Source organism: Ruegeria sp. BH6, from assembly GCF_056538105.1.
The window spans coordinates 79,318-104,278 of sequence record NZ_JBQFSR010000011.1 but is presented as its reverse complement, the minus strand read 5'-3'; the positions used below and the strand labels follow the sequence as shown (position 1 = coordinate 104,278).

General features: G+C 57.1%; 33 protein-coding genes. 14 read left to right on the top strand and 19 right to left on the bottom strand.

Annotation, left to right across the window (positions count from 1 at the left end; all coding sequences use genetic code 11):
- Positions 1–5 precede the first annotated feature (5 nt).
- The 3 genes from accB to aat are packed head-to-tail and all read left to right on the top strand — an operon-like array spanning position 6 to position 2,549.
- Positions 6–509 carry an acetyl-CoA carboxylase biotin carboxyl carrier protein gene (accB, locus tag ACR0B8_RS18880; protein WP_170351336.1) on the top strand — a complete coding sequence of 168 codons (504 nt, stop codon included), beginning with the start codon at positions 6–8 and terminating at the stop codon, positions 507–509.
- 9 nt (positions 510–518) lie between these two features.
- On the top strand, positions 519–1,868 hold the full coding sequence (accC, locus tag ACR0B8_RS18875; protein WP_226689779.1) for an acetyl-CoA carboxylase biotin carboxylase subunit: 1,350 nt from the start codon (positions 519–521) through the stop codon (positions 1,866–1,868).
- A 48-nt stretch (positions 1,869–1,916) separates the two neighbouring features.
- Positions 1,917–2,549 carry a leucyl/phenylalanyl-tRNA--protein transferase gene (aat, locus tag ACR0B8_RS18870; protein WP_170362567.1) on the top strand — a complete coding sequence of 211 codons (633 nt, stop codon included), beginning with the start codon at positions 1,917–1,919 and terminating at the stop codon, positions 2,547–2,549.
- Here aat and ACR0B8_RS18865 read toward each other — a convergent pair.
- The 6 genes from ACR0B8_RS18865 to ACR0B8_RS18840 form a co-directional block, all read right to left on the bottom strand.
- On the bottom strand, positions 2,504–2,872 hold the full coding sequence (locus ACR0B8_RS18865; RefSeq protein ID WP_170351339.1) for a DUF2155 domain-containing protein: 369 nt from the start codon (positions 2,870–2,872) through the stop codon (positions 2,504–2,506). The genes aat and ACR0B8_RS18865 overlap by 46 nt on opposite strands.
- Entirely contained in the window at positions 2,869–3,321 is a 453-nt protein-coding gene (mlaD, locus tag ACR0B8_RS18860) for an outer membrane lipid asymmetry maintenance protein MlaD (RefSeq protein ID WP_170362566.1), read from the bottom strand. The genes ACR0B8_RS18865 and mlaD overlap by 4 nt, the downstream gene beginning before the upstream one ends.
- Before the next feature lie 12 nt (positions 3,322–3,333).
- The gene (locus tag ACR0B8_RS18855) at positions 3,334–3,717 is read right to left on the bottom strand and encodes an NADH:ubiquinone oxidoreductase subunit NDUFA12 (RefSeq protein ID WP_170362565.1); all 384 of its coding nucleotides are present in this window, start codon (positions 3,715–3,717) and stop codon (positions 3,334–3,336) included.
- Between the two features lie 79 nt (positions 3,718–3,796).
- Positions 3,797–4,159: a RidA family protein gene (locus ACR0B8_RS18850; protein WP_226689780.1), complete on the bottom strand. Its 363-nt coding sequence runs from the start codon at positions 4,157–4,159 to the stop codon at positions 3,797–3,799.
- Positions 4,160–4,221: 62 nt separating this feature from the next.
- Positions 4,222–5,487 (bottom strand): ATP-dependent Clp protease ATP-binding subunit ClpX, encoded by a 1,266-nt coding sequence (gene clpX / locus ACR0B8_RS18845; RefSeq protein WP_170507477.1) that lies wholly within the window; start codon positions 5,485–5,487, stop codon positions 4,222–4,224.
- A gap of 134 nt (positions 5,488–5,621) precedes the next feature.
- Complete coding sequence (locus tag ACR0B8_RS18840) at positions 5,622–6,254, bottom strand: ATP-dependent Clp protease proteolytic subunit (protein WP_170362563.1); 633 nt, start codon at positions 6,252–6,254, stop codon at positions 5,622–5,624.
- Between the two features lie 310 nt (positions 6,255–6,564).
- Between ACR0B8_RS18840 and ACR0B8_RS18835 the strand changes: the two genes are divergently transcribed.
- Positions 6,565–6,906 carry an ArsR/SmtB family transcription factor gene (locus tag ACR0B8_RS18835; protein ID WP_170362562.1) on the top strand — a complete coding sequence of 114 codons (342 nt, stop codon included), beginning with the start codon at positions 6,565–6,567 and terminating at the stop codon, positions 6,904–6,906.
- A 12-nt stretch (positions 6,907–6,918) separates the two neighbouring features.
- On the opposite strand, the gene ACR0B8_RS18830 is transcribed toward ACR0B8_RS18835, so the two are convergent.
- Positions 6,919–7,971 carry a zinc ABC transporter substrate-binding protein gene (locus tag ACR0B8_RS18830; protein ID WP_226689781.1) on the bottom strand — a complete coding sequence of 351 codons (1,053 nt, stop codon included), beginning with the start codon at positions 7,969–7,971 and terminating at the stop codon, positions 6,919–6,921.
- Between the two features lie 95 nt (positions 7,972–8,066).
- On the opposite strand from ACR0B8_RS18830, the gene ACR0B8_RS18825 reads away from it, so the two are divergent.
- The 4 genes from ACR0B8_RS18825 to ACR0B8_RS18810 all read left to right on the top strand — a co-directional run bounded on the left by ACR0B8_RS18825 (position 8,067) and on the right by ACR0B8_RS18810 (position 10,299).
- Positions 8,067–8,546: a Fur family transcriptional regulator gene (locus tag ACR0B8_RS18825; protein ID WP_170362560.1), complete on the top strand. Its 480-nt coding sequence runs from the start codon at positions 8,067–8,069 to the stop codon at positions 8,544–8,546.
- Between the two features lie 26 nt (positions 8,547–8,572).
- Positions 8,573–9,292: an ATP-binding cassette domain-containing protein gene (locus tag ACR0B8_RS18820; RefSeq protein ID WP_480659326.1), complete on the top strand. Its 720-nt coding sequence runs from the start codon at positions 8,573–8,575 to the stop codon at positions 9,290–9,292.
- Positions 9,292–10,086 carry a metal ABC transporter permease gene (locus ACR0B8_RS18815; protein ID WP_170362558.1) on the top strand — a complete coding sequence of 265 codons (795 nt, stop codon included), beginning with the start codon at positions 9,292–9,294 and terminating at the stop codon, positions 10,084–10,086. Before ACR0B8_RS18820 ends, ACR0B8_RS18815 begins: the two co-directional genes overlap by 1 nt.
- A gap of 75 nt (positions 10,087–10,161) precedes the next feature.
- A complete protein-coding gene (locus ACR0B8_RS18810; RefSeq protein WP_082643663.1) occupies positions 10,162–10,299 on the top strand; it encodes an entericidin A/B family lipoprotein in 138 nt (45 codons plus the stop codon).
- 1,110 nt (positions 10,300–11,409) lie between these two features.
- Here ACR0B8_RS18810 and ACR0B8_RS18805 read toward each other — a convergent pair.
- The 5 genes from ACR0B8_RS18805 to ACR0B8_RS18785 all read right to left on the bottom strand — a co-directional run bounded on the left by ACR0B8_RS18805 (position 11,410) and on the right by ACR0B8_RS18785 (position 13,656).
- Entirely contained in the window at positions 11,410–11,859 is a 450-nt protein-coding gene (locus ACR0B8_RS18805) for a hypothetical protein (RefSeq protein WP_170351349.1), read from the bottom strand.
- Positions 11,860–12,037: 178 nt separating this feature from the next.
- Positions 12,038–12,523, bottom strand: a complete 486-nt coding sequence (locus ACR0B8_RS18800) for a hypothetical protein (protein WP_480659285.1) — start codon at positions 12,521–12,523, stop codon at positions 12,038–12,040.
- Positions 12,524–12,654: 131 nt separating this feature from the next.
- Positions 12,655–12,834: a CTP synthetase gene (locus ACR0B8_RS18795; RefSeq protein WP_480659287.1), complete on the bottom strand. Its 180-nt coding sequence runs from the start codon at positions 12,832–12,834 to the stop codon at positions 12,655–12,657.
- Positions 12,835–12,933: 99 nt separating this feature from the next.
- On the bottom strand, positions 12,934–13,254 hold the full coding sequence (locus ACR0B8_RS18790) for a hypothetical protein (RefSeq protein ID WP_170362554.1): 321 nt from the start codon (positions 13,252–13,254) through the stop codon (positions 12,934–12,936).
- 159 nt (positions 13,255–13,413) lie between these two features.
- Positions 13,414–13,656, bottom strand: coding sequence for a hypothetical protein (locus tag ACR0B8_RS18785; protein ID WP_170362553.1), 243 nt, complete (start codon positions 13,654–13,656; stop codon positions 13,414–13,416).
- A 303-nt stretch (positions 13,657–13,959) separates the two neighbouring features.
- Here ACR0B8_RS18785 and ACR0B8_RS18780 point away from each other — a divergent pair, with 303 nt between their 5' ends.
- Positions 13,960–14,529 carry a hypothetical protein gene (locus ACR0B8_RS18780; RefSeq protein WP_170362552.1) on the top strand — a complete coding sequence of 190 codons (570 nt, stop codon included), beginning with the start codon at positions 13,960–13,962 and terminating at the stop codon, positions 14,527–14,529.
- 91 nt (positions 14,530–14,620) lie between these two features.
- Here ACR0B8_RS18780 and lepA read toward each other — a convergent pair whose 3' ends face one another.
- Positions 14,621–16,420 carry a translation elongation factor 4 gene (gene lepA / locus ACR0B8_RS18775; RefSeq protein ID WP_480659289.1) on the bottom strand — a complete coding sequence of 600 codons (1,800 nt, stop codon included), beginning with the start codon at positions 16,418–16,420 and terminating at the stop codon, positions 14,621–14,623.
- Positions 16,421–16,583: 163 nt separating this feature from the next.
- Between lepA and ACR0B8_RS18770 the strand changes: the two genes are divergently transcribed.
- From ACR0B8_RS18770 to ACR0B8_RS18760, 3 genes are all read left to right on the top strand, one after another.
- The gene (locus ACR0B8_RS18770) at positions 16,584–17,690 is read left to right on the top strand and encodes a Hint domain-containing protein (protein ID WP_226689787.1); all 1,107 of its coding nucleotides are present in this window, start codon (positions 16,584–16,586) and stop codon (positions 17,688–17,690) included.
- Positions 17,687–17,992, top strand: a complete 306-nt coding sequence (locus ACR0B8_RS18765; RefSeq protein WP_170351356.1) for a hypothetical protein — start codon at positions 17,687–17,689, stop codon at positions 17,990–17,992. Before ACR0B8_RS18770 ends, ACR0B8_RS18765 begins: the two co-directional genes overlap by 4 nt.
- 66 nt (positions 17,993–18,058) lie before the next feature.
- Complete coding sequence (locus ACR0B8_RS18760; RefSeq protein WP_170414383.1) at positions 18,059–19,000, top strand: LysR family transcriptional regulator; 942 nt, start codon at positions 18,059–18,061, stop codon at positions 18,998–19,000.
- Here ACR0B8_RS18760 and ACR0B8_RS18755 read toward each other — a convergent pair.
- Positions 18,997–19,440 carry a low molecular weight protein-tyrosine-phosphatase gene (locus tag ACR0B8_RS18755; protein WP_170351480.1) on the bottom strand — a complete coding sequence of 148 codons (444 nt, stop codon included), beginning with the start codon at positions 19,438–19,440 and terminating at the stop codon, positions 18,997–18,999. The two genes, ACR0B8_RS18760 and ACR0B8_RS18755, sit on opposite strands and share 4 nt — an antisense overlap.
- Positions 19,441–19,468: 28 nt before the next feature.
- Between ACR0B8_RS18755 and ACR0B8_RS18750 the strand changes: the two genes are divergently transcribed.
- Both ACR0B8_RS18750 and ACR0B8_RS18745 read left to right on the top strand, forming a co-directional pair.
- A complete protein-coding gene (locus tag ACR0B8_RS18750) occupies positions 19,469–20,164 on the top strand; it encodes an NAD-dependent deacylase (RefSeq protein ID WP_480637346.1) in 696 nt (231 codons plus the stop codon).
- Between the two features lie 60 nt (positions 20,165–20,224).
- Positions 20,225–20,833: an HdeD family acid-resistance protein gene (locus tag ACR0B8_RS18745; RefSeq protein ID WP_170351359.1), complete on the top strand. Its 609-nt coding sequence runs from the start codon at positions 20,225–20,227 to the stop codon at positions 20,831–20,833.
- Between the two features lie 87 nt (positions 20,834–20,920).
- Here ACR0B8_RS18745 and ACR0B8_RS18740 read toward each other — a convergent pair whose 3' ends face one another.
- From ACR0B8_RS18740 to meaB, 5 genes are all read right to left on the bottom strand, one after another.
- Complete coding sequence (locus tag ACR0B8_RS18740) at positions 20,921–21,394, bottom strand: copper chaperone PCu(A)C (RefSeq protein WP_170414378.1); 474 nt, start codon at positions 21,392–21,394, stop codon at positions 20,921–20,923.
- Positions 21,395–21,435: 41 nt separating this feature from the next.
- A complete protein-coding gene (locus ACR0B8_RS18735) occupies positions 21,436–21,786 on the bottom strand; it encodes a hypothetical protein (protein WP_226689789.1) in 351 nt (116 codons plus the stop codon).
- Between the two features lie 402 nt (positions 21,787–22,188).
- Positions 22,189–22,476 (bottom strand): 50S ribosomal protein L28, encoded by a 288-nt coding sequence (gene rpmB / locus ACR0B8_RS18730; protein ID WP_170362546.1) that lies wholly within the window; start codon positions 22,474–22,476, stop codon positions 22,189–22,191.
- Between the two features lie 146 nt (positions 22,477–22,622).
- Positions 22,623–23,792, bottom strand: a complete 1,170-nt coding sequence (locus ACR0B8_RS18725; RefSeq protein ID WP_480659292.1) for a Hint domain-containing protein — start codon at positions 23,790–23,792, stop codon at positions 22,623–22,625.
- A gap of 100 nt (positions 23,793–23,892) precedes the next feature.
- On the bottom strand, positions 23,893–24,870 hold the full coding sequence (meaB, locus tag ACR0B8_RS18720) for a methylmalonyl Co-A mutase-associated GTPase MeaB (protein ID WP_170362590.1): 978 nt from the start codon (positions 24,868–24,870) through the stop codon (positions 23,893–23,895).
- Between the last annotated feature and the right edge of the window lie 91 nt (positions 24,871–24,961).

Genomic DNA, 24,961 nt, shown 5'->3' with positions numbered 1-24,961 from the left:
CACTCATGACAGACACCAAACACGAAGCGGATGTGGCATTCATCAAGGCACTGGCTGAATTGCTGCGCGAAAACGATCTGACCGAATTGCAGGTCAAACGCGAATATGGCGAAGAAGACAGCCTGAACGTGCGCGTCAGCCGCATGAACCAGGTCGCCGCTGCTCCGGTTCAGGTTGCCGTTCCTGCCGCAGCCCCGGCCGCGCCCGTTGCCGCCCCTGCCGCCGCGCCTGCAGCAGCCGAAGCCCCCGCCGCACAGGAAGATCCGGCCAGCCACCCCGGCGCCGTAACCTCGCCCATGGTCGGCACCGTGTATATGCAAGCTGAACCGGGCGCACCTGCGTTCATTTCGGTCGGCGCGTCGGTGTCCGAAGGCGACACGCTGCTGATCGTCGAAGCGATGAAAACCATGAACCATATCCACGCGCCCAAAGCAGGCACCATCAAGCGTATTCTGGTTGGTGATGGTGACGCTGTAGAATTCGGCACCCCTCTGGTCATCGTTGAGTAAGGCGGGCCCATGTTCGATAAAATCCTGATTGCCAACCGAGGCGAGATCGCCCTGCGCGTCATCCGCGCCGCGCGCGAGATGGGGATTAAAACGGTTGCCGTGCATTCAACCGCCGACAGCGACGCGATGCATGTACGCATGGCGGACGAATCGGTATGTATCGGTCCTCCGCCCAGTCCGCAGAGCTATCTTTCGATGCCCGCGATCATCTCGGCCTGTGAAATCACCGGCGCTCAGGCGATCCACCCCGGTTACGGCTTCCTGTCCGAGAATGCTGAGTTCGTGCAGATCGTCGAAGATCACGGCATCACCTTTATTGGCCCCACCGCGGAACATATCCGCATCATGGGCGACAAGATCACCGCCAAAGACACGATGAAACAGCTGGGTGTGCCCTGCGTCCCCGGTTCGGATGGTGGTGTGCCTGACCTGGCAACAGCTAAAAAGATCGGCGAAGATTTCGGCTATCCCGTTATCATCAAAGCCACCGCAGGTGGCGGTGGGCGCGGCATGAAGGTCGCGATGAACGCCGATGAGATGGAAAGCGCATTCATGACCGCACGGGCCGAGGGCAAAGCCGCCTTTGGCAATGACGAGGTCTATATTGAGAAATACCTGACCACGCCGCGCCACATCGAAATTCAGGTGTTTGGCGATGGCAAAGGCAAAGCGGTTCATCTGGGCGAACGCGACTGTTCGCTGCAGCGTCGCCACCAGAAGGTGTTTGAAGAGGCCCCTGGCCCCTGCATCACGCCAGAGGAACGCGCCAAGATCGGCAAGGTCTGTGCCGACGCCGTGGCCAAAATCAACTATATCGGCGCGGGTACCATCGAGTTCCTGTACGAAAACGGTGAGTTCTATTTCATCGAGATGAACACCCGTCTTCAGGTTGAACACCCGGTAACCGAAGGGATCTTTGGCGTCGACCTGGTGCGGGAACAGATTCTCGTGGCTGCCGGTGAAGACATGTCGTTCGGTCAGGACGATCTGAAAATCAATGGCCACGCCATCGAAGTTCGGATCAATGCTGAAAAACTGCCCAAATTCTCACCCTGCCCGGGCAAGATCACGGCCTATCATGCGCCCGGCGGATTGGGCGTGCGGATGGATTCAGCGCTTTATGATGGTTACTCAATCCCGCCCTATTACGACTCGCTGATTGCCAAACTGATCGTACAGGGCCGCGACCGGGCCGAGGCGCTGGCGCGTCTGGAACGCGCATTGGGCGAACTGATCGTGGACGGCATTGATACCACTGTGCCGCTGTTTCACGACCTCCTACAGGAACCCGATATTCACAGCGGCACCTACAACATCCACTGGTTGGAACGCTGGCTTGCCGAGAATATGCCTGACTAACCTACTGGGGGCGAAGGGCTGCAATCCTTCGCCCTTCGAGCACTCCGCATGAGCCTTTCCCCGGAACTCTTACTACACGGCTATTCCATCGGTATTTTTCCGATGGCTGAAAACCGCGACGCACCAGAATTGTTCTGGGTTGATCCCAAGTTCCGCGGAGTCTTTCCCTTGGATGGATTCCACGTCTCGCGCAGTCTGACACGCCGCATCCGAAATTGCGGGTTCTCTGTCACCATAGATCAGGATTTTACCGGGGTGGTCGACGGCTGCGCAGATCGCGCCGACACCTGGATCAATGCCGAACTTCGCGAGCTGTACATACAAGTTCATCAGTCAGGCTATGCGCATTCTCTGGAAGTTTGGGAAAAGGATCAATTGGTTGGCGGTGTTTACGGCGTTACATTGGGGGCTGCATTCTTTGGGGAAAGCATGTTCTCACGCCGAACAGATGCGTCAAAAATCGCGCTGGCCTATCTGGTGGACCGACTGCGCCAAACCGGGTTTCGGCTGTTTGATACGCAGTTTCTGACAACTCATCTGGCGTCCTTGGGTGCAATCGAAATTCCGCGCTCGCAATACCGTCAGGAATTGGAAGAGGCATTGAACACCAACGCAGATTTTATCACGCCTTTGGTTCAGTCGCCCGAGGGTGTAATACAGCGTATCACCCAGACGTCATAGCGTGCATGATCCAGCGCGTTCAGGGCTGGAGACGTTGCAATCATCCAGCCGTCAAACAATTGATCCGACTTACCTTTTTCCCAGATCGTCAGATAGGCAAACGCATCACCTGTCGGGTTTTCGACAGGATAGCGGCAATCCCCCAATGCAACATCCAGACCGAATACCTCTCCGGTCTGACCGTTTTGCATTTCGACATCGACGGTTTGGCCGCTGACTTTGTCGAGGCCCCGCAGGATTGCTCCGGGGGCGGATTGAACCTTTTCTTGAGCTGATGCGCCAGAGGCGACAAGCAGCGCAGCGATCAGGGCGAAACGCCTCATTCGCTGCTATCCCCGGCCACGAATTTGACCAGTAGTGAGATCAGGCTCACCGCGCCTTGGGTATCTTCGACCTGATCGCCCGGCTCGAAATAGAAAGGCGAACCACCGGGCATCACCTCAACGAAATTGCCGCCCAGCAGCCCTTCGGAAGAGATCACGATGGCGCTGTCATCAGGCACCAGAATACCGTCCCGGATAGTGAATGTCGTGTCCGCACGATAGGTGTCTGCGTTTAGGGTAACACCGGTTACCGTGCCGATCTTGACCCCGGCCAGACGTACATCCGTGCCGACACCGACACCTTCCAGCGACCGGAAGGAGGCCCCCAGGTGATACCCTTCACCGCCTTGCGACAGACCGGTGGATTGGCTTGCATAGACCCCAAAGGCAACGGCACAGGCCAATACGGCCCCGCCGACAAGAACTTCGGTCACATTATAAGTAGACATTGCTCGCCTCGTTTATTCCGGGCTCCAGGCCTCGTAATCTTTGCGCTCGATCGGATCTTGCCGACGCAGAGATCCCGCGGGCGCATAAGCCAGTGCGGTACCCGTCAGGTTTTCTTGATGGGGCTTTTCCCAGGATTTGTGCTGTAACGGTTTGTCGGTTGGCGGCTCGTCCCAGGTACGGTGCAGCCAACCGTGCCAATCCGGATCGATCCGGCTCGCCTCGGCTTCGCCGTTGAAAATCACCCAGCGCTTACTGTCATCGGCGTTTTGGTAGAACACGTTGCCTTCGTTGTCCTCACCGACCTTGACGCCCTTGCGCGCGGTATAAATCTGCGTGTTCAGAGTGGCCCCGTTCCACCAGGTTACGGCCCGCAATAGCGTGTTCAGGATTCCCATCGGCTGCCTCCGGCATTTCTGTCCCCGCAGATATGGACCAAAGGCACGCCAAGGTCCAGTGTCACAAAGGCTGCACTCACTATTCCGGCAAATAAGCCGTTACTTCGATTTCGATCCGGAATTTCGGATCAATCAAACCGCATTCGATCATGGATGTGGCCGGAGGGTTTTCTCCGAAATACTCTCGCAAAATCGGCCAGCAGGGTTCAAATTCGGCACGGTCCGGCAGCATGTATGTTACGCGAACAACATCAGCAAAGCTGGCCCCAGCCTCGCTCAGGGCTTTTTCGATTGTCACCAGTGCTGCACGACATTGTTGGGTCACATCATCGCCCTGCCCGACCGTCCCAGCCACATGAACCCAGCCACCGGCTACCACCGCACGGCAGTAGCCTATTTTGACTTCGAATTCTCCGCCCGAGGAGATACGTTTGATCGTCATGATGCCTCCAAAAGAAAACGGCGCGGTCCATGCCGCGCCGTGTTTGCTAATTCGTTTTGAACTTAACCGGCCGAGGCAGATTCCGCCGCGTCCGCGTAGATAATCAGCGGCTGCTTGTCGGACGACACAGCCTCTTCGTTGACCACAACCTCAGTCACGTTTTTCATGCCGGGCAGTTCGAACATCGTGTCCAGTAGGATATCTTCGAGGATCGAGCGCAGACCCCGCGCACCAGTTTTCCGTTCGATGGCCTTCTTGGCAATCGATTTCAGCGCATCGTCGGTAAACGCCAGTTCGGCATCTTCCAGTTCGAACAGGCGCTGATATTGCTTCACCAGAGCGTTCTTGGGCTTGGTCAGAATGGTAACCAGCGCGTCCTCATCCAGATCTTCCAGCGTTGCCAAAACCGGCAGACGACCGACAAATTCCGGGATCAGACCGAATTTCAGCAGATCTTCGGGCTCCAGATCTTTGAAAATCTCGCCCACACCGCGTTCATCATTGTCACGTACGTCAGCACCAAAGCCCATGGCCGAGCCCTTGCCACGTTGCGCGATGATCTTGTCCAGGCCCGCAAACGCACCGCCGCAAATGAACAGGATATTCGTCGTATCCACCTGCAGGAATTCCTGCTGCGGATGCTTACGACCACCTTGCGGCGGAACACTGGCCACGGTGCCTTCCATCAGTTTCAGCAGCGCCTGCTGAACGCCTTCGCCAGACACATCGCGCGTGATCGAGGGGTTTTCGGACTTGCGTGTGATCTTGTCGACTTCATCGATATATACGATGCCGCGCTGCGCGCGTTCGACATTGTATTCGCTGGCTTGCAGCAGTTTGAGAATGATATTCTCGACATCCTCACCCACGTAACCGGCTTCGGTCAGCGTGGTGGCATCTGCCATGGTGAACGGCACGTCCAGAATCCGAGCCAATGTCTGCGCCAGCAAGGTCTTACCGCAACCGGTTGGGCCGATCAGAAGGATGTTGGATTTCGCCAACTCAATATCGCCACCCGCCTTTTGGGCGTGGTTCAGACGCTTGTAGTGGTTGTGAACCGCAACCGACAGAACCCGTTTGGCCGTCGCCTGACCGATCACATAGTCGTCCAGAACCTCGCAGATATCTTTCGGTGTCGGAACCCCGTCCGAGGACTTCAGACCGCTGGCCTTGGTTTCCTCGCGGATGATGTCCATGCACAGTTCGACGCATTCATCGCAGATAAACACGGTCGGTCCGGCAATCAGCTTGCGCACCTCATGCTGGCTCTTGCCGCAGAAGCTACAGTAGAGCGTGTTCTTGCCGTCACCGCCTGAATTCGTCGCCATGTTCTACCTTTCGGGCTTCGTCCCTGCGGCCCATCCTGAACCGCGCTTGCCACCTGTTGCTGCAGCTTAGGCCAGCACCGAGACGGCTACAATCTCAAAATGCGCCCCCGCACCACCGGCCCGGGGGCTTAAACTCAGGTCTCGTCGCCGTCCATTTTGGCGCGGTTTTCAACGATTTCGTCGATGTGACCCCAATCTTTCGCTTCTTCCGGGCTCATGAAATTGTCACGATCAAGTGCTTTTTCAACTGCCTTTTTGGTCTGGCCCGTATGACGCACGTATATGTCATAAAGGCGATCCTTCAGTTTCTGTGTCTCGGCTGCGTGAATCATGATGTCGCTGGCCTGACCCTGATACCCGCCGCTGGGCTGGTGGACCATGATGCGGCTGTTGGGCAGCGAAAACCGCATGCCTTTTTCGCCCCCAGCCAGCAAAACCGACCCCATCGAGGCCGCCTGACCGATTACCAATGTCGAACATTTCGGCTTGATATACTGCATTGTGTCGTAAATCGACAAACCCGAGGTCACCACTCCACCTGGCGAGTTGATGTAGATCGAGATCTCTTTGCTGGGGTTTTCCGCCTCTAGATGCAGCAGCTGAGCCACGACAAGATGGCTCATCCCGTCATGGATCGGGCCGTTGATGAAAATGATCCGCTCTTTCAAAAGGCGCGAGAAAATATCGTAGGCCCGTTCGCCCCGGCTGGTCTGTTCGACCACCATTGGGACGAGCGTATTCATATAGGTATCAATTGGATCGAACATTCTGAACCTGCCTGCTTTGCTATGGATCGGGACATTACCCGAAGAAACGTTACCCGAGTCTTAGTGTCGCCATCGGGGGGCTGCAAGGGGGACCGGATACTTCACCCCCTATCGCCGTGTTTTAAGGCCCAATCCCGCTGTCGCCAAAGTTATCGCGGTGATGTCCATCAAATCTCATCGCTGTCACATCACATCATTTTGATCCGTGCATATGGAAATACATGATCATAATATGTAACCAAACATAACGCGTATCGGATCCGCTCAAAACAACACCCACCCCGCTTACGCGTAGAAAAGGAAACAAACGATGGCCCTTCCCCAGCTTTCGCAAAATATGCCTCCCGAGTCGTTCGACAAGATGGTTGCCAACGCGACGCGCGCGTCGAATTTCCTGAAAGCCATCAGCCATGAGGGTCGCCTGATGATCCTGTGTCACCTGGTGTCTGGCGAAAAATCCGTGACCGAATTGGAAGAATTGTTATCGGCGCGTCAGGCTGCCGTGTCCCAGCAATTGTCGCGCCTGCGCCTTGAGGGGCTGGTGACGCCCCGCCGCGAGGGCAAGGCGATCTATTACCGTCTGGCGGATGACCGCCCGCGCCGCATGCTGGAACTTGTCTACGACATGTTCTGTGGCGAGGAAAAAGGCTGAACCTTCAGCCTTTTACGATCCGTTGGCACAGGCCTGATAGCCGTCGACCAATGCGCGCAGCAAATCCGTATATTGATCTGCGCCAGGGTTAAGGGCCACGCCGATCGGATCCAGATGATAGATTGCGGCGCCCGTTCCCTCAATCGCAGTTTTCACCAAACGAGTGTCGTATTGCGGTTCCGCAAAGGCGCAGACGATCTGATCTTCGGTGACTTTTTCCTGCAGGGCGGCCAGACGCGCGGGTCCCGGCGCCGAGGCGTCGCCCAAGCTGACGGATCCAGAGGTTTCCAAGCCAAAGCGCTTTTCGAAATACTGAAAGGCATCATGGAATGTGATGAAGCTGCGTGCCTGCATGCCGCTTAAGTCAGCAGCTATATCATCCTGCAAGCCAGCCAGTTCGGCATCGGCGGCCTGTGCATTGTCTCGATACTGTTGCGCGTTTTCCGGATCAGCGGTCGCCAGAGATTCCGCGATTACCTGAATCCAAACCCGCGCATTTTCGGGGTCCAACCAGGCATGCGGATCAATTCCGTCATGGTCATGACCGTGATCGTCGTGGCCTGAGTGCCCTTCTTCGTGGTCGTCGTGGCCTTCATGTTTGTCTTCGGCATGATCGTCATGACCATCATGATCGTCGTGGTCGTCATGATCAGAATGGTCGTCATGCTTGGCGTGGTCATCGTGATCATCATGATGATCCTCTTCATGAACCTCTTCGGTAACATCGCGAAAACCGTACAGAACTGTTCCATCTGTATCCAGCAAAGTCACAAGCTGCGCATCCTCGGACAATGCACTCAGCGGCTTGGCCATCCAGGGAGTCAGCTCTTCGCCGACCCAGAACACCACATCCGCCGATTGCAATGCACGCGCCTGAGAAGGCCGCATCGCGTTACTGTGCGGCGAAGCACCCGGCGGGATGATCAGATCTGGCGATCCTACCCCATCCATGACGCGTGCCACCAAGGAATGAACCGGAGCAATATCAGTGGCGACCTTTGGGGCTTCGGCTGCAGCTTGACCTGCCAATCCGGCACCAATTACATAAAGGGAAAAACGGATCATGCGCACTCCAAGATGATATGTTATCACATTCTTTGGGCGCTTGATAAGCCTGGTGTTATAACATATCAAGCAGAAAATACCCGGAGCGCATCACCATGAGTACAGTTGGCTTCAGACAACACGACCACACGCATTGCGTTCACACAGCCCTGGCTCAGGCCGACGCAAAGTGCAAAGCGCAGCGCCTGCAATTCACACCGGTCAGGCGCCGCGTACTTGAGATTCTGCTGGAAAAACATCGGGCAATGGGTGCCTACGACATCCTCAGCGTCCTGTCCGCCGAGGGGATGGGTTCGCAACCGCCCGTGGCTTATCGCGCACTGGATTTTCTGGTGCAGAACGGGTTTGTCCACCGGATCGAACAACTGAACGCCTATACCGCCTGCGCCCACCCGACCCATGACCATATTCCGGCCTTCCTGATCTGCCGATCCTGCAAAGCTGTAGCCGAAACTGAAACCGAGCTGACGCAGGGGCGTTTGGGCGCTGCGGCCAGCACCTCGGGGTTTCGCATCGAGCGGGTTGTGGTCGAAGCCGAAGGTCTGTGCCCAGAATGCATTGGGGATCAACCGTGACAAAAACGCTGATCTCTCTGAAGGACATGTCCATTCGCGTGGATGGCCGAACCATTCTTGAACATGTGAACGCCTCGGTTTCCGAAGGCGAGATTGTCACGATTGTCGGACCAAACGGATCGGGCAAATCGACCCTTCTGCGCGCGATGATTGGTGCGGTCTCTCCTGCCCAAGGCACCGTGCAACGCGCGTCAGGCCTGCGTATCGGTTATGTGCCCCAGAAACTGGCGCTTGATGCGGCCCTGCCGATGACAGTCCAGCGGTTTCTAGGTCTTCCCAAGCGCATCTCGGCCCGCGACGCCGTCAATGCATTAGACATTGCCGGGGTCCCCGACCTTCGCAGCAGGCAGATGACGAAACTGTCCGGCGGCCAGTTTCAACGCGTTCTTCTGGCGCGTGCTTTGCTGGAAAGTCCGCAACTGCTGCTATTGGACGAGGCGACACAAGGGCTTGATCAACCCGGTGCGGCTGCGTTCTACCAACGGATTGAGCAGGTTCGCCGCGAATTGGGCTGCGCGGTCGTGATGGTCAGCCACGACCTGCATGTGGTCATGGCGGCCTCGGACCGAGTGCTGTGTCTGAACGGACATATTTGCTGTGAAGGTTCGCCCAACACTGTCGCTGACGCACCTGAATACCGGGCATTGTTCGGCAGCGGCACCAAGGGCACCATGGCTTTGTATCAACATAAGCACAGCCATTCCCACCATCACGATCACCATCACGCACAGGACAATACCAACTGATGCTGGACGATTTTATGGTACGCGCCGCCCTTGCAGGGGTTGGCGTTGCAATTGCGGCGGCCCCTCTGGGTTGTTTCGTGGTTTGGCGTCGCATGGCTTATCTGGGCGAGGCGACCGCGCATGCCTCGGTTTTGGGGGTTGCGCTGGCGCTTGCGTTTTCGCTGCCCTTCCTGCCAGCTATTGTCGCTGCCGCTTTGGCCATGGGTCTGACCGTGACGCTGCTGCGTGGTAAGGGTTTTGCCATGGACACGTTGCTGGGCGTCATCGCCCATACTGCACTGGCAGCCGGATTGGTCACCGTAGCCTTGTTGGCGGATGTCCGACTGGATCTGAACGCCTTTTTGTTCGGCGACATCCTAGCCGTTACCAAAACCGATTTGACGACAATCTGGGTTGGCGGCACATTGATCCTTACCCTAATGATCTGGAGGTGGTCGGCCTTGTTGGTTGCCACGCTCAACCCGGACCTGGCCTACGCCTCAGATATCGACCCAAAGCGCGAAGAAATGTGGCTGACCGTTGCCATGGCTCTGGTCGTGGCCGTTGCAATCAAGGTGGTTGGCGTTCTTTTGATCGCAGCCTTGCTGGTAATCCCTGCAGCGGGTGCGCGGTCTTTGGTCAGAACACCCGAAGCCATGGCGTTCTACGCCGCGATCATAGGCTCTGTGGCCGCATTGGGCGGGCTGTGGGGCGCGTATCTGGCCGACACGCCAGCCGGGCCCAGCATCGTTTGTGCGGCGGCTTTGATCTTTGTTGCAACCGCGCTGTTTGGTCCGTTGATCCGCAAGGAATAATACGGGACCCAAAGCTCTGGTTTCGTTCGGGAAAAACTGCTACGCAACACATAACTGACACAAATGGAGACACCGATGACCCGTGCAATTCTGATTGGCCTGGCCCTGTTCACCCTCACCGCTTGTGAAACCGCAAAGGGCGCTGGCAAAGACATCGAGAAAGCAGGCGACGCGATTCAAGGCGCGGCCACGGACGTGCAGGAAAACCTGTAAACCACTCCATTTATTGCTGGGTCGAGGCAGGAACCGCAACATATAGTTGATACCGGCCACGATCCACAGTAAACTGCGGATCACAGGTGCATAGACGCGGTATTGCATTTCTGACAACACGACGGGGTTCTTGTGTACACACAAGAACCCCGTTCCCTTTTTTAAAGGGGATAGAGTGGCAGTCTGTTTCAAGCCAATGTCCGGCAAAAGGAAAAGGCGTCAGGTGCGCAGACGCGGTCCATGCATGCATCCTTGCGGATACTCCTGACGCCTTGCCGGGTCGACACGTCCGAGGAACGTCCCGAGCCAGTTGCTCCGGCCCCCTAAAGGACCAAAGCCGCTGCGTCGTACCTGCTGGCACCACACAGCACGCGCCGACCTTCTGAGAGGGTAATCGCCTGATCCAAATTCGAAACCTAGATCAGCCATTTGCCCACCGGTAAATCATTGCAACGAAAAACAAATCCTAAAATCCGCTCTCATCGCTCTGACCCCCTGGCCTTTGCGCCCCGCTCAGGTTCCGAAGAACCGTTGCAGTAATCAGACTGTTACATTCGGACCTGTCTCGAACAAGAAAATAGCACTGCAGCATGAAAATTAGACGGGGATAAGATGTTGATATGTGTCGGGAAGCTTATGTGGATAACTCTGGAAACTTCGAAGTGCCACTGGCTTGGCGGTGGAAAAATAAAATCATCCGACAATAACGCAATTTTGCAGTCTTTCTGCGAGTGCAAAGGCTATTAATCGGTCAAATTGGTAAAAACCGTGAGATTCTCCAATCTCCAGAGGCAAGTTTCCAAGAATCGATCCCACTTTTCGCAGCGGACATGATGTGAGTTTTGGGTCGAGCGCCATTGCCCACTTTCTGCAATACCGCGCTGAAGGATCGCGAAACCCGGCTGGCCTGTACCGAGGAACGCCGCTTTTGGGCATAGACCAATCCGAGCCCTGTTGCAGGTGGCACCATCACCGCCCGACCCGCCCCCTCACCGAGGGGATCATAGTTCCGCTTTTTGAGAAGCGCTCCGACCCGATCAGGATTACCTATTACGTGCTGCAACAAACCGCAGCCAGTACCCCCTACAGACCGATCGGGCCGGAAACGCTTCAGTTCACCTGACGTTCCAGAACGGTGCTGTAAGTCGTTCCGTTACGCAGGCTACGGAAATCCGCATAGATCTTTCCATCTTCGTACCGGGCGTCGATCAACGCGTTTGCGCCGATGATCATGGGCGAGGTTTCGATGATCCCGATACTTCCCGAACCGTCCAGGCTGATGGTGCCAGTGGCCTCATTTTCGTTCCACTCGGCATCGCCTTCACGACGCCATTTGCTGGGTCCCCAGAACACGTTGTCTTCCTGAATCTGGACATCCAGCATCCATTCAGCCTGATTGAACCTGGGCTCATCGCCGCGTTGATAATGGCTTGGTGAAACGGTTGTGTACGAGCCCAACCAAGTACCGCGCAGATCAGGCGCGGTATCGGCCAGCGCGGCCGTACCAAGGGTGAGGGTCGTGGCCAGAGCGGCTGCTCCGGCAGTCATGTATCTGGTCATTGGCTCTCTCCTTCTGTCGGGCCGATGCTGGCCTGCTCAACAGATTGGAAGGGCGCGATCCAGTTACAACTTACCTTAGGGAAACTTCATGATTGGTTCATGGACCCCTTAGACATCCACAGCGAACGGGGGCACGTCAAACCCCGCACCCCTGTCGCAAGCCTTTGTGAAGATTGATCTATTCGATTGCGATACTACCTGTGATCGTATTCACAAACTTCTTGGTGTCAGGATCGGTCAGCGACGAAAAACTCCCGCCCCCGGTTGCGCTGGCCCAACTGCCCGAACCGCCCGAGACGGTCCAGTCGCCCGTCAAAGCCCCATCCGCACCAAGGCCCGTGGCCGTCCAGGTCATCACCGCCTTATCGCCCGAGGTGGTATCGAACACACAATTCCCGGTGCCCGAGACCGCAGCCCCGTTGACCAGCAGCGCACCGAAGCACGAACCCGTTGCCCCCTCCAGCGGGTGCCCGGCGGTAACTTCGAAACTGTCATAGTCGGTCTGCGTTTTGACCACGGCGTTCCCGTCCGAGATGCCATAGACCTGGTTCGTGTTCGTCCCCATGCCCTTGGCTGCGGCGTCATAGGTCTCGGCCTGGGCCAAACCTGCGGACAAGCCTAGGGTCAGAACTGTGGCTGCGGTCGTCGTTAAGAATTTGTGCATAATAACCTCTCATTTCTGAGGGTCAGGCGTTGCAGGCACCCGAAGAATAAAGCCGCCCAAACGCGGTCCCCCGCGGACACAATAACAGATTGAGATGTGTGCGTCTAAAGTGGGGAACTATGCACCATGGATCAGCTTTCGAGCTTGCGGGCCACCAGATACGAAACCGGGAACGCCACCACAAACCCCACGACAGCTGCGACCAGAATATGCGTCGCCGACGTGTAACCCATTGCCAAAACCGCAATTACAGCGGACCCGGCAAGGGTGGAACCAAGAAAGATGTGAAGGATCAGCATCAGGGTCAGCATAGGGTGCCTCGTTTTTCCAGTCTGTTTTCGCGCACACTAAAACCAAGCTTGAGGGTGGTCCTTGATCTGGGTCAGAATAAGTGGAAGTTCGAGGCGCGATCAGGCCCATGCCAAGGCCGTGCCGACCAGGACTAGGCCAATCCCGGCGACTTCGCGACCAGAGAAGTTTTCGCCGAACAGGAAGTAAGAGGCGATGGCGATCAGGATGACCTCGGCCCCCAGAATGCCGGTATAGATGATGCCCAACCGTTCCTCGCGCAGCGCGGCAAGCTCCAGTGTCGCCCCGGCCAGCAGGGTTGCAACGATCAGCAGGCCGAGGCCCACGCCGGGGAGTTTCCACCAGAACTTCATCGCGATCATGGCCACGGAATAGAGGCCCGCCGACCCGAGGGCGATGATGGGGATCATGGATGTGGACATCTGCGCCTCCTGCCGAGGGTTCCGTTGGGTCAAGTGTAGCAGGAGGGTGCGGTTGGGGCTGTGAGGTGGGTCACAGTGGGATCATGGGGTGAACACCCACTTCACGGGCGATGCCCAATTGCACCGCCCGCTTTGTCAAACCAGATCGGTGACGTGGCGCTAGTTCAGTCCGAGCATGTCCTTGGCCTGAGCCAGTGTCGCGACCGACGCGTCATGGTCGCCTGCATCATGCAGCGCGGCACCTTCGTCGCGCCATGTTTCGACCTGCGTGATCTGTTCGGCGGACAGGTCGGGACCCGCGGCCAGAGCGGCATCAATGGCGGCAATATCGGCGGGGCATTGCCCGGCAAAGGCGGGCGCCGCGAGCAGGCAGAATGCAGCGACCAGAGACAGATGTTTCATAGGTTCATCCTCCCGTTTTTTGGGTGTGATGAGAATACCATGAAACGGGTCAGGCCCGGAGGGCGTTAGCGTCCGACCCGGCGGATCGGCAGGGGATGGCTGATAAAGGGGCTATCGAACGGGCGGAGCCCCGGGGCGCAAACGCGCCGCCCCATGGGGGCGGGTCGGCGCGGCCCGGCGGTGCCGCCGGGCGAGACAAACCCTTGTGAATTCCAGACACTTGTGAAGGTCGAAAGATTAAACTTAATACTACTGCTGTCTTGGTGAGCAAGAGCCCTCAATCGTCAAAACACGAGCCAATTTATGAAGAACTCATTTCCTAATAAAAGTACAGCAGTAGAACAACTCATTCGACGAGAGTTTGCATACGAATTGGGGCTCTACCTTCAAACGTGCGCGCACATTGAAATGATGGCCAGCGCCTTAATTGTTTGCTTGAGAGGACTGGAACCAGAATGCGAGGATTGGTTTCATGAGTACTGTAAAGTTAGGAAGCTCCGCACTGATCAATTCCTCAAACAGCTCGGTAAATGCAGTGAGGCGGCAAAAAAATTTGGGTTCTCGGATGAGTTATCCAAGCTTTCTGACTGGATTAAACGATTTGTACAGAATCGGCATATGGCCGCACACGGCGCATTCTTTGACAGTCACCAAGGTTTCATGCGTGTCGACTATGTAACCAAAACCGGCACAAAAAATGAACCCAAGTTTCAACGCGAAAATACCGCTGTGACGCGGGAGCAAGTTGACGTCGTACTAAAGGATGCTGACAGGATCTATCTCACTGTTTTGAGCATGATTGCCCTTATTCACAAAGACCTTCCATCCAGAATACATCAAAGAGTTGTGCCGATAGTAGAGCACCCAATCTAAGAAAATCAAACTTCTTCATCAATCTAATCGTGTGCGCACGCAGTTGGCTGCGCCAACCGCTTTCGCCTACCCGCCTTAAAAATGGACAGCCTTAGCTGTCCATTTTTAAGGCGCTAATAAACGCCTCTTGCGGGATATCGACTTTCCCAAACTGGCGCATCTTCTTCTTACCCGCCTTCTGCTTGTCCAGCAGTTTGCGTTTCCGCGTGGCGTCGCCTCCGTAGCATTTCGCGGTCACGTCCTTGCGCAGCGCCGAGAGGGTCTCGCGCGCGATGACCTTGCCGCCGATGGCCGCCTGGATCGGGATTTTGAACATGTGGCGCGGGATCAGGTCTTTTAGCTTTTCGCACATCGCCCGGCCCCGCATCTCGGCCCGATCGCGGTGAACCATGGTCGACAGCGCATCAACCGGTTCGTCATTCACCAGCACCGACATTTTGACCAGATTATCCTCGGTATAGCCGGTCATCTGGTAGTCGAACGAGGCATAGCCCTTGGTCACCGATTTCAGGCGGTCGTAGAAGTCAAAGACGACCTCGTTCAGCGGCAGGTCATAGACGACCATGGCGCGGGTGCCCGCATAGGTCAGGTCCAGCTGGATGCCGCGGCGATCCTGGCAGAGTTTCAGCACGTCGCCGAGGTATTCGTCGGGCACCAGAATGGTCGCCTTGATGCGCGGCTCCTCGATATGGTCGACCTTGGACGGGTCGGGCATGTCGGCGGGGTTGTGCAGCTCAATCATCTCGCCGTCTTTCATGTAGACGTGGTAGATCACCGAGGGCGCGGTGGTGATGAGCTCGATATCATATTCGCGTTCGATCCGGTCGCGGATAACCTCAAGGTGCAAAAGGCCCAGGAAGCCGCAGCGGAAGCCAAAACCCAGCGCGGCCGAGGTTTCCATTTCAAAGCTGAAGCTGGCGTCGTTCAGCGCCAGTTTGTCGATCGCATCCCGCAGGTCTTCGAATTCGGAACTGTCCACGGGGAAGAGGCCACAGAACACCACCGGCTGCGCGGGTTTGAAGCCGTCCAGCGCGATTTCAGTACCGTTGCGGTCATTGGTGATGGTGTCGCCGACGCGGGTGTCGCGAACCTGTTTGATCGAAGCGGTGAGAAAGCCGATCTCGCCGGGGCCGAGCGAGTCCACCATCTCCATCTCGGGGCGGAAAACACCGACGCGGTCCACATGGTGCAGGGTGCCGTTCGACATGAACTTGACCCGCATCCCCTTTTTCAGCGTGCCGTCCATGATGCGGACCAGAACGATGACGCCGAGATAGGCGTCGTACCACGAATCCACCAGCATCGCCTTGAGCGGTGCATCCAGATTGCCCTGCGGTGCGGGCAGTTGCTGCACGATGGCTTCAAGCGTCTCATGGATGCCCTGCCCCGTCTTGGCCGAGACCTGAATGGCGTCGGTCGCGTCGATGCCGATGACGTCTTCGATCTGTTCGGCCACGCGGTCACAATCGGACGCGGGCAGATCGATCTTGTTCAGCACCGGCACGATCTCATGATCGGCGTCGATGGCCTGATAGACGTTCGCCAGCGTCTGCGCCTCAACCCCTTGGGTCGAGTCCACAACCAGTAGCGAGCCCTCGACCGCGCGCATGGACCGGCTGACCTCATAGGCGAAGTCCACGTGGCCGGGGGTGTCGATCAGGTTCAACACGTATTGCTCGCCATTGTCGGCGGTATAGTCGATGCGGACCGTGTTGGCCTTGATGGTGATACCACGCTCGCGTTCGATATCCATGCTGTCGAGCAGCTGTTCCTTCATGTCGCGATCCTTGACCGTTCCGGTCTCTTGGATGAGCCGGTCAGCAAGAGTGGATTTGCCATGGTCGATATGCGCGACGATGGAGAAATTGCGGATATGAGCGAGGTCTGTCATGGGTTGGGATATGTCCGGAGATTTGGGTCTCGTCAAGCCGTGAAGCGTTGCAGCATAGGCGCGCAGTGGGTCTTTCTACCTAAATGCATTTACCCAGTATTTGCGAACGGATAGGATTATGCCGTTGATTGGCCCAAACACTAACGAGAAAGCAGCTTAAACGTTGGCCGACTATTCGATTTTCGTTCTTGGTGAAAGCCAACTGTCGATCACGGTGCCTCAGGGGTTGGACGGCATCACTCAGGGCACGGGCATACATTTGATCGGGCAGACGATCACGATTGACTCTCGCGCGGCGACCGAGGTCTTCATCACCGACGCGGGAAGCGACACCAATTTTGCCGACAACGATGGAAATCAGCGTTTGGATGGCGACCAGACGATAGACGGCACGCTATTCACCGACGGCACGCGAGTTGAGGCTGAGTACGGCATCACCTTAACAGATGGAGTGAACACTTGGCAGGCGGTTGCGTTCAACGTAACCAACTCTTCTCCGGCATACGCAACCGTTGAGGGGATTGCCTTTATCGGAGGGCCCGGTCAGTTTCCCCCCGCTGGCGTGCCCTTGACCGTTGTCAGCACGCAGGAAGGCCCGAGCTTTGATGAAAGCGAATATGTTACACCGATCTGCTATGATGCTGGAACTTTAATTGAAACGGAACAGGGTCACCTGCCAATCGAAGCATTGAAGCCGGGTGACAGGGTTTGGACACAGGATGATGGGTTTGTTTCGGTGCAATGGACGGGTGTCCAAGATGTCATTGCTGCAGGCCGCTTCAAACTAGTGAAAATTCCCGTTGGCATTCTATCCAACTTTGCCCCGCTCAAAGTCTCCCAGCAACATAGGATATTGATTTCACATCCATTGGCCGAGTTGTTGTTCGCAGAGAATGAAGTTTTTGTCCCCGCCATAAGCCTTGTGGATGCCGGTATCGCATATCTGGCTACAGATCGAACGGCCCGCTTTCATCACTTTTTACTGGAACGGCATAACGTCGTCCGGGCGAACGGCGCAGCCTCCGAAAGTCTGCTGGCCGCATGTTTGGCGGATCAGCCAAACCCAGACAGGCTATTTTTTCCCGAACTCACGGGGCGTGTTATGGAAACAACAGACACGGCAAGACTGGCCTTAAAACGCCGTGAGGCCGCATTTTTGCTCCAATCGCTGTTGTCCATTGATCCGCAAACCCGATTGATTCATACTCCGCCGCAGACCGAGAGGGGCATCAGATCACTCCGGGCAGGCAAAAACGAGGCAAGAGCATGAAAAAGTTCCTCCTAATCGCACTATGTGCCACATCTCTGACGGCGATAGCACCGGTCGAAGCTGCGCAGATCAAACGGGCGTGTCTGGCGTCTGATCGTACAGCCGCGACACGGGATCGATGCAACTGCATTCAACGCGTGGCCAATCAGGCATTGACCCGCAGCGATCAGAAAACCGTCGCGAAGTGGTTCACCGACCCCCACCAGGCGCAAGAGTTGAAGATGTCGCAAACTGCGCGCGATGATGCGCTGTGGGATCGGTATCAGAACTTTGGCCAGATGGCACAGGCGATCTGCAGCTAAGGCATTCTGAATCCTTGACCTGATCCGTCCTGCGCCCCAGAAAAGGCGCAGCGAAAGGTGTATCCAATGGTAATGAAAGGGCTGACCCTGCGTGGGCTCGAAGTGTTCGAAGCCTTGGCGCGGACGGGATCGGTGGCGCAGGCGGCCGAGATCACGGGGCTCAGCCAGCCTTCAGTGTCACAGCAATTGCGCAATCTGGAAAACGCTCTTGGCACCGAATTGGTGGATCACGGGCGACGCCCGATGCGGCTTACCCAGGCCGGGCACAGCTTTCTGGCACGAACCGAGTCAGTTCTGGCCGAGCTGCAAATAGCACAAAGCGAGTTGACCGTGATGGACCTGGGGCACCTCACCACTTTGTCCATCGGGCTGATCGACGACTTTGACAATGACCTGACGCCTCGATTGGCGACCCTATTGGCCGACAGCCTGACACGGTCGAATTTTAAGCTCATTACCCTGCCCAGCCTGGATCTGTTCGCCGAGTTGGAAGCGCAACGCCTGCACCTGATGGTCTCGGCCCATTCCGGCGAAGTGCTTGAAGGTGTGGTCGAATATCCCTTGGTCCGCGACCCATTTATTCTGGTGACCCCCAAAGGGGTCGACAATGCCACGCAGGACCTGCCCTTTCTGCGCTATGCCCGTGAACAGCTGATCAGCCGCCAGATCGAGTCGCATCTGGCGCGGCAGCAACAGAAATATGAGGAACGGTTCGAGATCGGTTCGCATCTTGCCTTAATGGCCATGGTCGCACGCGGGTTGGGCTGGGCGATCACAACACCGCTGGGCTATATGCGGGCAGCGCGTTTCCACGACGCGCTGGCGGTCCATCCCGTTCCATTCGGAGAGTTTTCGCGCACAATTTCCCTGTTCACGCGCACCGATTGGTCCGATCAGGTTCCACAAGAGGTCGCGGGCATGATGCGCCGCCTTATGCGCAATCAGATCGTCGACCCGGCGCTGGTGCAACTGCCATGGCTGACGGATAAACTCAAAGTAATGGGCTAGGCCCGCAGATGCGCGTGAAGCCCTTCAACGGCAGCTTCGATTAGGTCCAGCGCCCCGTCGAAATCACGGGTGTAATACGGATCGGGTACATGATCGGCACCCGTTTCGGGTGCAAAATCGGTGAGCAACTGTACAGGGGTAGTGCTCCCAGCGGGGCGCAACGCCTCGATATTTGCAATGTTCTCGGCGTCCATACCGATGATCAAATCGAACCGTTCGAAATCCTCGGCTACAAACAGCCGGGCTCGCAGGTCGCTAAGGTCAATTTCGCGGGCCTGTGCCGCTGCCTGCATCGGCCCATAAGGCGGATTACCAATATGCCAACCCGAGGTTCCGGCGCTATCGGTAGTGTGATGCGGCGCGCGGGCGCGAAACACGCCTTCGGCAGCAGGAGAACGGCAGATATTGCCGAGACAGACAAAGAGGATACGGTGGGTCATGGGCCAAGGTGTAACGCGAAGGGCAAAGATGGAAAAGATCGTCATACTGACAGGGGCCGGTATTTCTGCCGAAAGCGGGTTGGGCACCTTCCGCGATGAAGGCGGATTATGGGCACAACACCGGATTGAGGACGTCGCCACTCCCGAAGGTTTCGCCCGCGATCCCGCTCTGGTTCACCGGTTCTACAACGCCCGGCGCGTGCAGGCTGCCAAGGCCAAGTCTAACGCTGCGCATGCCGCGCTGGCACGGCTGCAAATGGACTTTCCCGGCGAGGTGGTGATCGTCACTCAGAACGTCGACAGCCTGCATGAATCTGGCGGCGCCGAGCATGTGATCCACATGCATGGCACGTTGGCCGGAGCGTTTTGCCCGGCATGCAGCCACCGCTGGGCATCACCACCCGAGATGGCCGTGGGCGAACCCTGCCCTGCCTGCGGTGCCGCCACCGCGCGACCGGATGTGGTCTGGTTTGGCGAGATGCCCTATCACATGGACGCAATCTACGACCATCTGGCCGAAGCGACCCTGTTTGCTGCCATCGGCACCTCGGGTCAGGTCTATCCTGCCGCCGCCTTCGTTCATGAAGCCTTGCAATCCGGCGCCCGCACGGTCGAACTGAACCTCGAACCTTCAACCGGAGCCTCCAGTTTTGATGAGGTCATTCTCGGCCCCGCTACGGAAACAGTCCCATCTTGGGTAGATGGCTTGCTCAGCCCGAGATGACAGCAGACACCGGCAGAATTTTCCGTTTATAGTGAAGGCCTAACCAGCTGGGAGAGCATCATGTCAGACCCTCAATCCCCGCACGAGGAAATCCTCGAGGATGGCACTTTGGACGGCCGCGACGCTTTGGGCGATCAACTCGCGGGACTGTGGTGGACGTTCCTGTTGCGCGGCATCTTCGCTGGGGCACTGGGCATCGCTGCGCTGTTCTGGCCGACAGGCAGCATTTCACTGCTGTTGCGTCTGGTCGGTCTGCTTCTGATCGTGGATGGTGGCCTGACCTTGCTGGGCTTTGGTCGGCGTGGATTGATAGGGGGCGTAGGGGTCGGCGCCCTGTTGATCGGTCTGGTACTTCTCCTGTGGCCCGAAGGCGTGGCGCGGCTGACCTTCTTCTTGTTGGGGGCGTGGGCCCTGATCATCGGCGTTGGCTCGCTGATGGCATGGCGGCAAATGTCGGATCAACACCCCGATGCGCCCTCAGTGCGCAATTCCGGGGTCATAGCGCTGCTGATCGGGTTGGTGCTGATCTTCTGGCCCGGCAGCGGAATGGTGGCGCTGGGTTGGGCCATTGCCTTCGGGGCCCTGGCCTTCTCGGCGGTGATGTTCTGGCTGACCGCCCGGTTCAAACGCGCCCATGACCGGGTCGCCATGCGCGTGGTCAATCGCTAACCACCTCCGGAAACGGCAACAGGCCGGGCAAAGCCCGACCTGACGCTTGGATGAGGGCCGCAGCGCGGCCTGAAGACAAGCGTAGCCTCAGTTCGAATGTGTCCCGTGGCCGCCGCCGTCCTGACGTTCCAGATCAACCGGCACCTCGATCTCGATCTCTCCGGCCTTCTCAAAAATCAGTGTCACCGGCACTGTCGCGCCTTGCTCGAACGGGGCAGTCAGCCCCATGAACATCACATGATCGCCACCGCGCTTCAGCATGTGGGTTTCACCGGCTGGAATGACAAAACCTTCTTCGACGTGCATCATCTTAGCTACGCCGTTGTCATCAATCTTGTGGGTATGCAGCTCAACACGTGCAGACGCATCGGATTCCACGCCAATCAACCGGTCGTCAGCCTCACCCGTGTTTTTGATCAACATAAAGGCAGCACCGGCCTTGGCTGCTTTGCCTGCGGAGCGCGCATAGGCGTCATCAACGGCAATCGTATCCTGAGCAAAAGCAGATGTTGCCAGCGTTGCAGCGACCAGAGTGATCAGAAGTTTGGATTTGAGGGACATTGCACCTCTCCTTGTATAAGTGTCTGAAAGAAAATGTGTCTTCAGATCACAACCGGAGGCGCGCGCGCCGGTCTGAAGGGAACCGGCAGGGCAACCAGATTACCCGCCTTGCGCAAAGGCGCGGGCTGAACCTGTTCTGGCGCAACGGGCATGGCGGCTGCCGGGACAACGACCGCCCCCAAGAGGGTCAGCGCGTATTCAGGGCAGAAATGAGAGGGCTGAGTCGGCTGACCTTCGGCGTCCATATAGACCACCACCGGGCCTGTACCAGTGCAAAGCACCATCTGCCCCACCGCCCTGTCCATTCCGCGCGATGCAGCCACCCCCTGCCCTGTCAGAATGACAAGCAGCGAAAGCGCCAAAGGCAGAAATCTGTTCAGAACGGGTTTCATCCTGCGCCTGATATAGGCCGGACTCTAGGCGGGCTTCAAGCGCAATCGAATACGCCTGAAACCCGCAACCACTGGGTTCGTGTCAGCTGTCCACGCCAGGACGTTTGACGGACCCTTTGGTCAGGCTCGTATGCAACCTGTTCACCTGTCGTTGCATCCGAAAGCATGTCCCAAACGTCTTGCCAAAAAAGGCAGCCAACAGGGAGAGGAAATCAGACAATTTAAAAGACATGGGGGTAAACTCCGCCAGATGAATATGACTAAACATAAAACAGTTCTGGCGCAGGGTATGTGAACAATATCACCGTGGCTGAAAATTTAATTCCAGTTCAGGAGCAGGCCGCGCAAGAAAAAACCCTGCACCTTGCGGTACAGGGTTGAATTCTTTGAAGGGAAAAGGGTTTACGCCGTGGCTTGTGCCTTGGCAATTTCCTTTTTCACCTTCAGCGCGTTTGCCGACAGTTCGTCATCTTTGGCTTTGGCCAGGAACGCATCCAGACCACCACGGTGGTCGACCGAGCGCAGTGCAGCCGCCGAGATGCGCAGCTTGACGCCACGGCCCAGGGTTTCGGACTGCAGGGTAACGTCGTTCAGGTTCGGCAGAAAACGACGACGAGTTCTGTTTTTGGCGTGGCTGACATTGTTGCCAGTCATCGGGCCTTTTCCGGTCAGTTCGCAACGGCGCGACATGGTTTCTTCCTTTGTTTCTGGAGGCCGGGCATGATGCCAGCGGCCAAATCACAAGGGGCGCAACCCGAAGTCGCGCCCGAAAACTGGTTGGATGCGTGTAGTGGGAATCGCCAGAAGGGTCAAGACAGATCGCGCGAAATCTTTGCTCAGGCATCACCGGGCGGTTGGATACACGCCTGCAAAAGCGGTTTTTTGTTCTTGCGATGGCGTTCCAACAGATGCGACTGCTGCCGTCCGCGCGGAATATAGCGGGCGGGCCGCAGTGTCAGTTTCTTTTCGATCAGCTCAGGAAATATCTCAAAAATCTCGCGGCGGGCCTCAGAACTCAGCGTTTTGAGCGCTTCGGGCCCTGTAAACAGGCTTTCCGTCGGCGCGCCTTCGGCAAAGATGATCTGATGTTGATCGAAAAGCAGATGGTAGTACTCAACCGATGTGACGTCTTCGTCCACGAAAATTCCGGGCAAGGCTGTTAGCTTGATGGCGGGAATCAGCACTTCGCGTTCGTCGAACATGCGTTGGGCAATGGGGGACTGGACCAGCATCCGATGCTGTCGCGAAACCAATAAGTCCCGACTTGGAAAACCGCCGCCCAGCGCCCCTGCCAGAATTCGAATGGGATAAAGTTTGGGATTCCTCTTCAATCCGTCCAGATCAAAGCGCCGCCTCCCGATCCAGCGAATCTGTTGCAACCCCTTACCCAGTGTCTCAATCATGTCACCGGTGCAGAGATCTTGGACAAGCACCGGGCCGGATCGTGTCAAAATCTCAGTGTCGCGTGTGAAGCATGGAACCCCTGTTCCGTTCTCGAATGCCTGATAAGAGACGGACGGCCCAGACGGTAGGTTCGACGGCAGGATAAAAGTGCCGCTTGAGACCGAGTAGGAAACACCTTCGGCAATGGTGAAAGTTCCAAACGTATCGTCGGTGACGACCGTACCGACGGGCAGGTTCAAGCTGTCCGTTCCGCCGCCACCGCGAACGTCGCCCGTTACGTTTGTGCTGTTGATGTTCAGGGTGTCGTTGCCCTGCCCCAGCCGAACATCACCAACGGTAGATCCCTGAAGGTTGACCGTATCATCATCAATTCCGGCATTCACTTGCCCGACCACAGTACTGCCGGTGATAACGATATCGTCGTCTCCGCGATTGCCCCGCACGGAGCCGGAAATCGTACTGTTGGTAACGGTGACGTCGTCATCGCCCTGTCGGGCACGTATATTGTCAATCGGTCCTGGAACCGTTGTCCCGTTTAAAGAACCGGTATTGTCGGTGACTTCAATGTCGTCGTCGTTATTCGTCCCGTTGATATCGGGCATGTTCGACGGTTCCTGTCGCCTGAGCCAATCGCACAACTCAAAATTGCATTCGCGTCGATCTTACACGACAAATGATGAACGCGCCACTCTGCCCGGCCGGTTAGTCTGCCGCCAATTCAGTCAGCATTTGTTTGGCCGCGATCGATGGGCTAAGGACACCTTCACCTACCTGAGTGCTGAAACGATCCATCATCGCACGCGCCTGTGGTGTTTCGAGCCGGGCCAACAGGGCATGCCGGACCTCTTGATCGAACCAATATCGCGCTTGATTGGTTCGATTGGCCTCCCAATGGCCAGCTTCGCGCCGCCAATCAGTCAGCGATTGCATTTCGGACCACGCGTCTTCCAAGCCGTGTTTCTCCACCGCCGACACTGTCATAGCCTTGGGAAAGGTCTCGGGGTCCTGCGGGCGCTTTCGCAACAGGCGCAGCGCTCCGGCATAGTCGGCGCAGGTGCGGATGGCTGTAGGCTTCAGATCTCCGTCTGCCTTGTTAATCAGAATCATGTCGGCCATTTCCATGATGCCGCGCTTGACGCCTTGCAATTCGTCTCCGCCCGCTGGGGCCAGCAGCAACAGGAACAGGTCGGACATTTCGGACACAACGGTTTCTGACTGACCCACACCCACGGTTTCGATCAGCACCACATCGAAAGCGGCGGCCTCGCACAGCGCAATCGCCTCGCGCGTACGTCGGGCCACACCACCCAGATGCGACTGGCTGGGGGATGGGCGAATAAAGGCGTTTCTCTCGCGACTCAGACGCTCCATCCGGGTCTTGTCGCCCAGAATCGAGCCTCCGGAGCGGGACGAGCTAGGGTCCACCGCCAGCACCGCCACCCGCAGCCCTTGGGCGATCAGCATCATGCCAAAACTCTCGATAAAGGTGGATTTGCCGACCCCTGGCGTTCCTGACAAGCCTATGCGCAGCGATTGCCGTTTGGATTTGGCCAGATGCGCCAGCAATTCGGTCGCCTGTGCCCGGTGATCCTCACGGCCGCTTTCGACCAGAGTGATGGCGCGGGCAAGTGCGCGCCGCTCACCGTTCAAAATCCTGTCGCTCAGGCTGTCTATGTCCATTTCATCCTCGATGTGTTGCGGCACGACTACTTGCCGCCCCGACAAACTGTTTGTCCAGACTGGACCGCTGCGGAAATACGCCGCACACCAA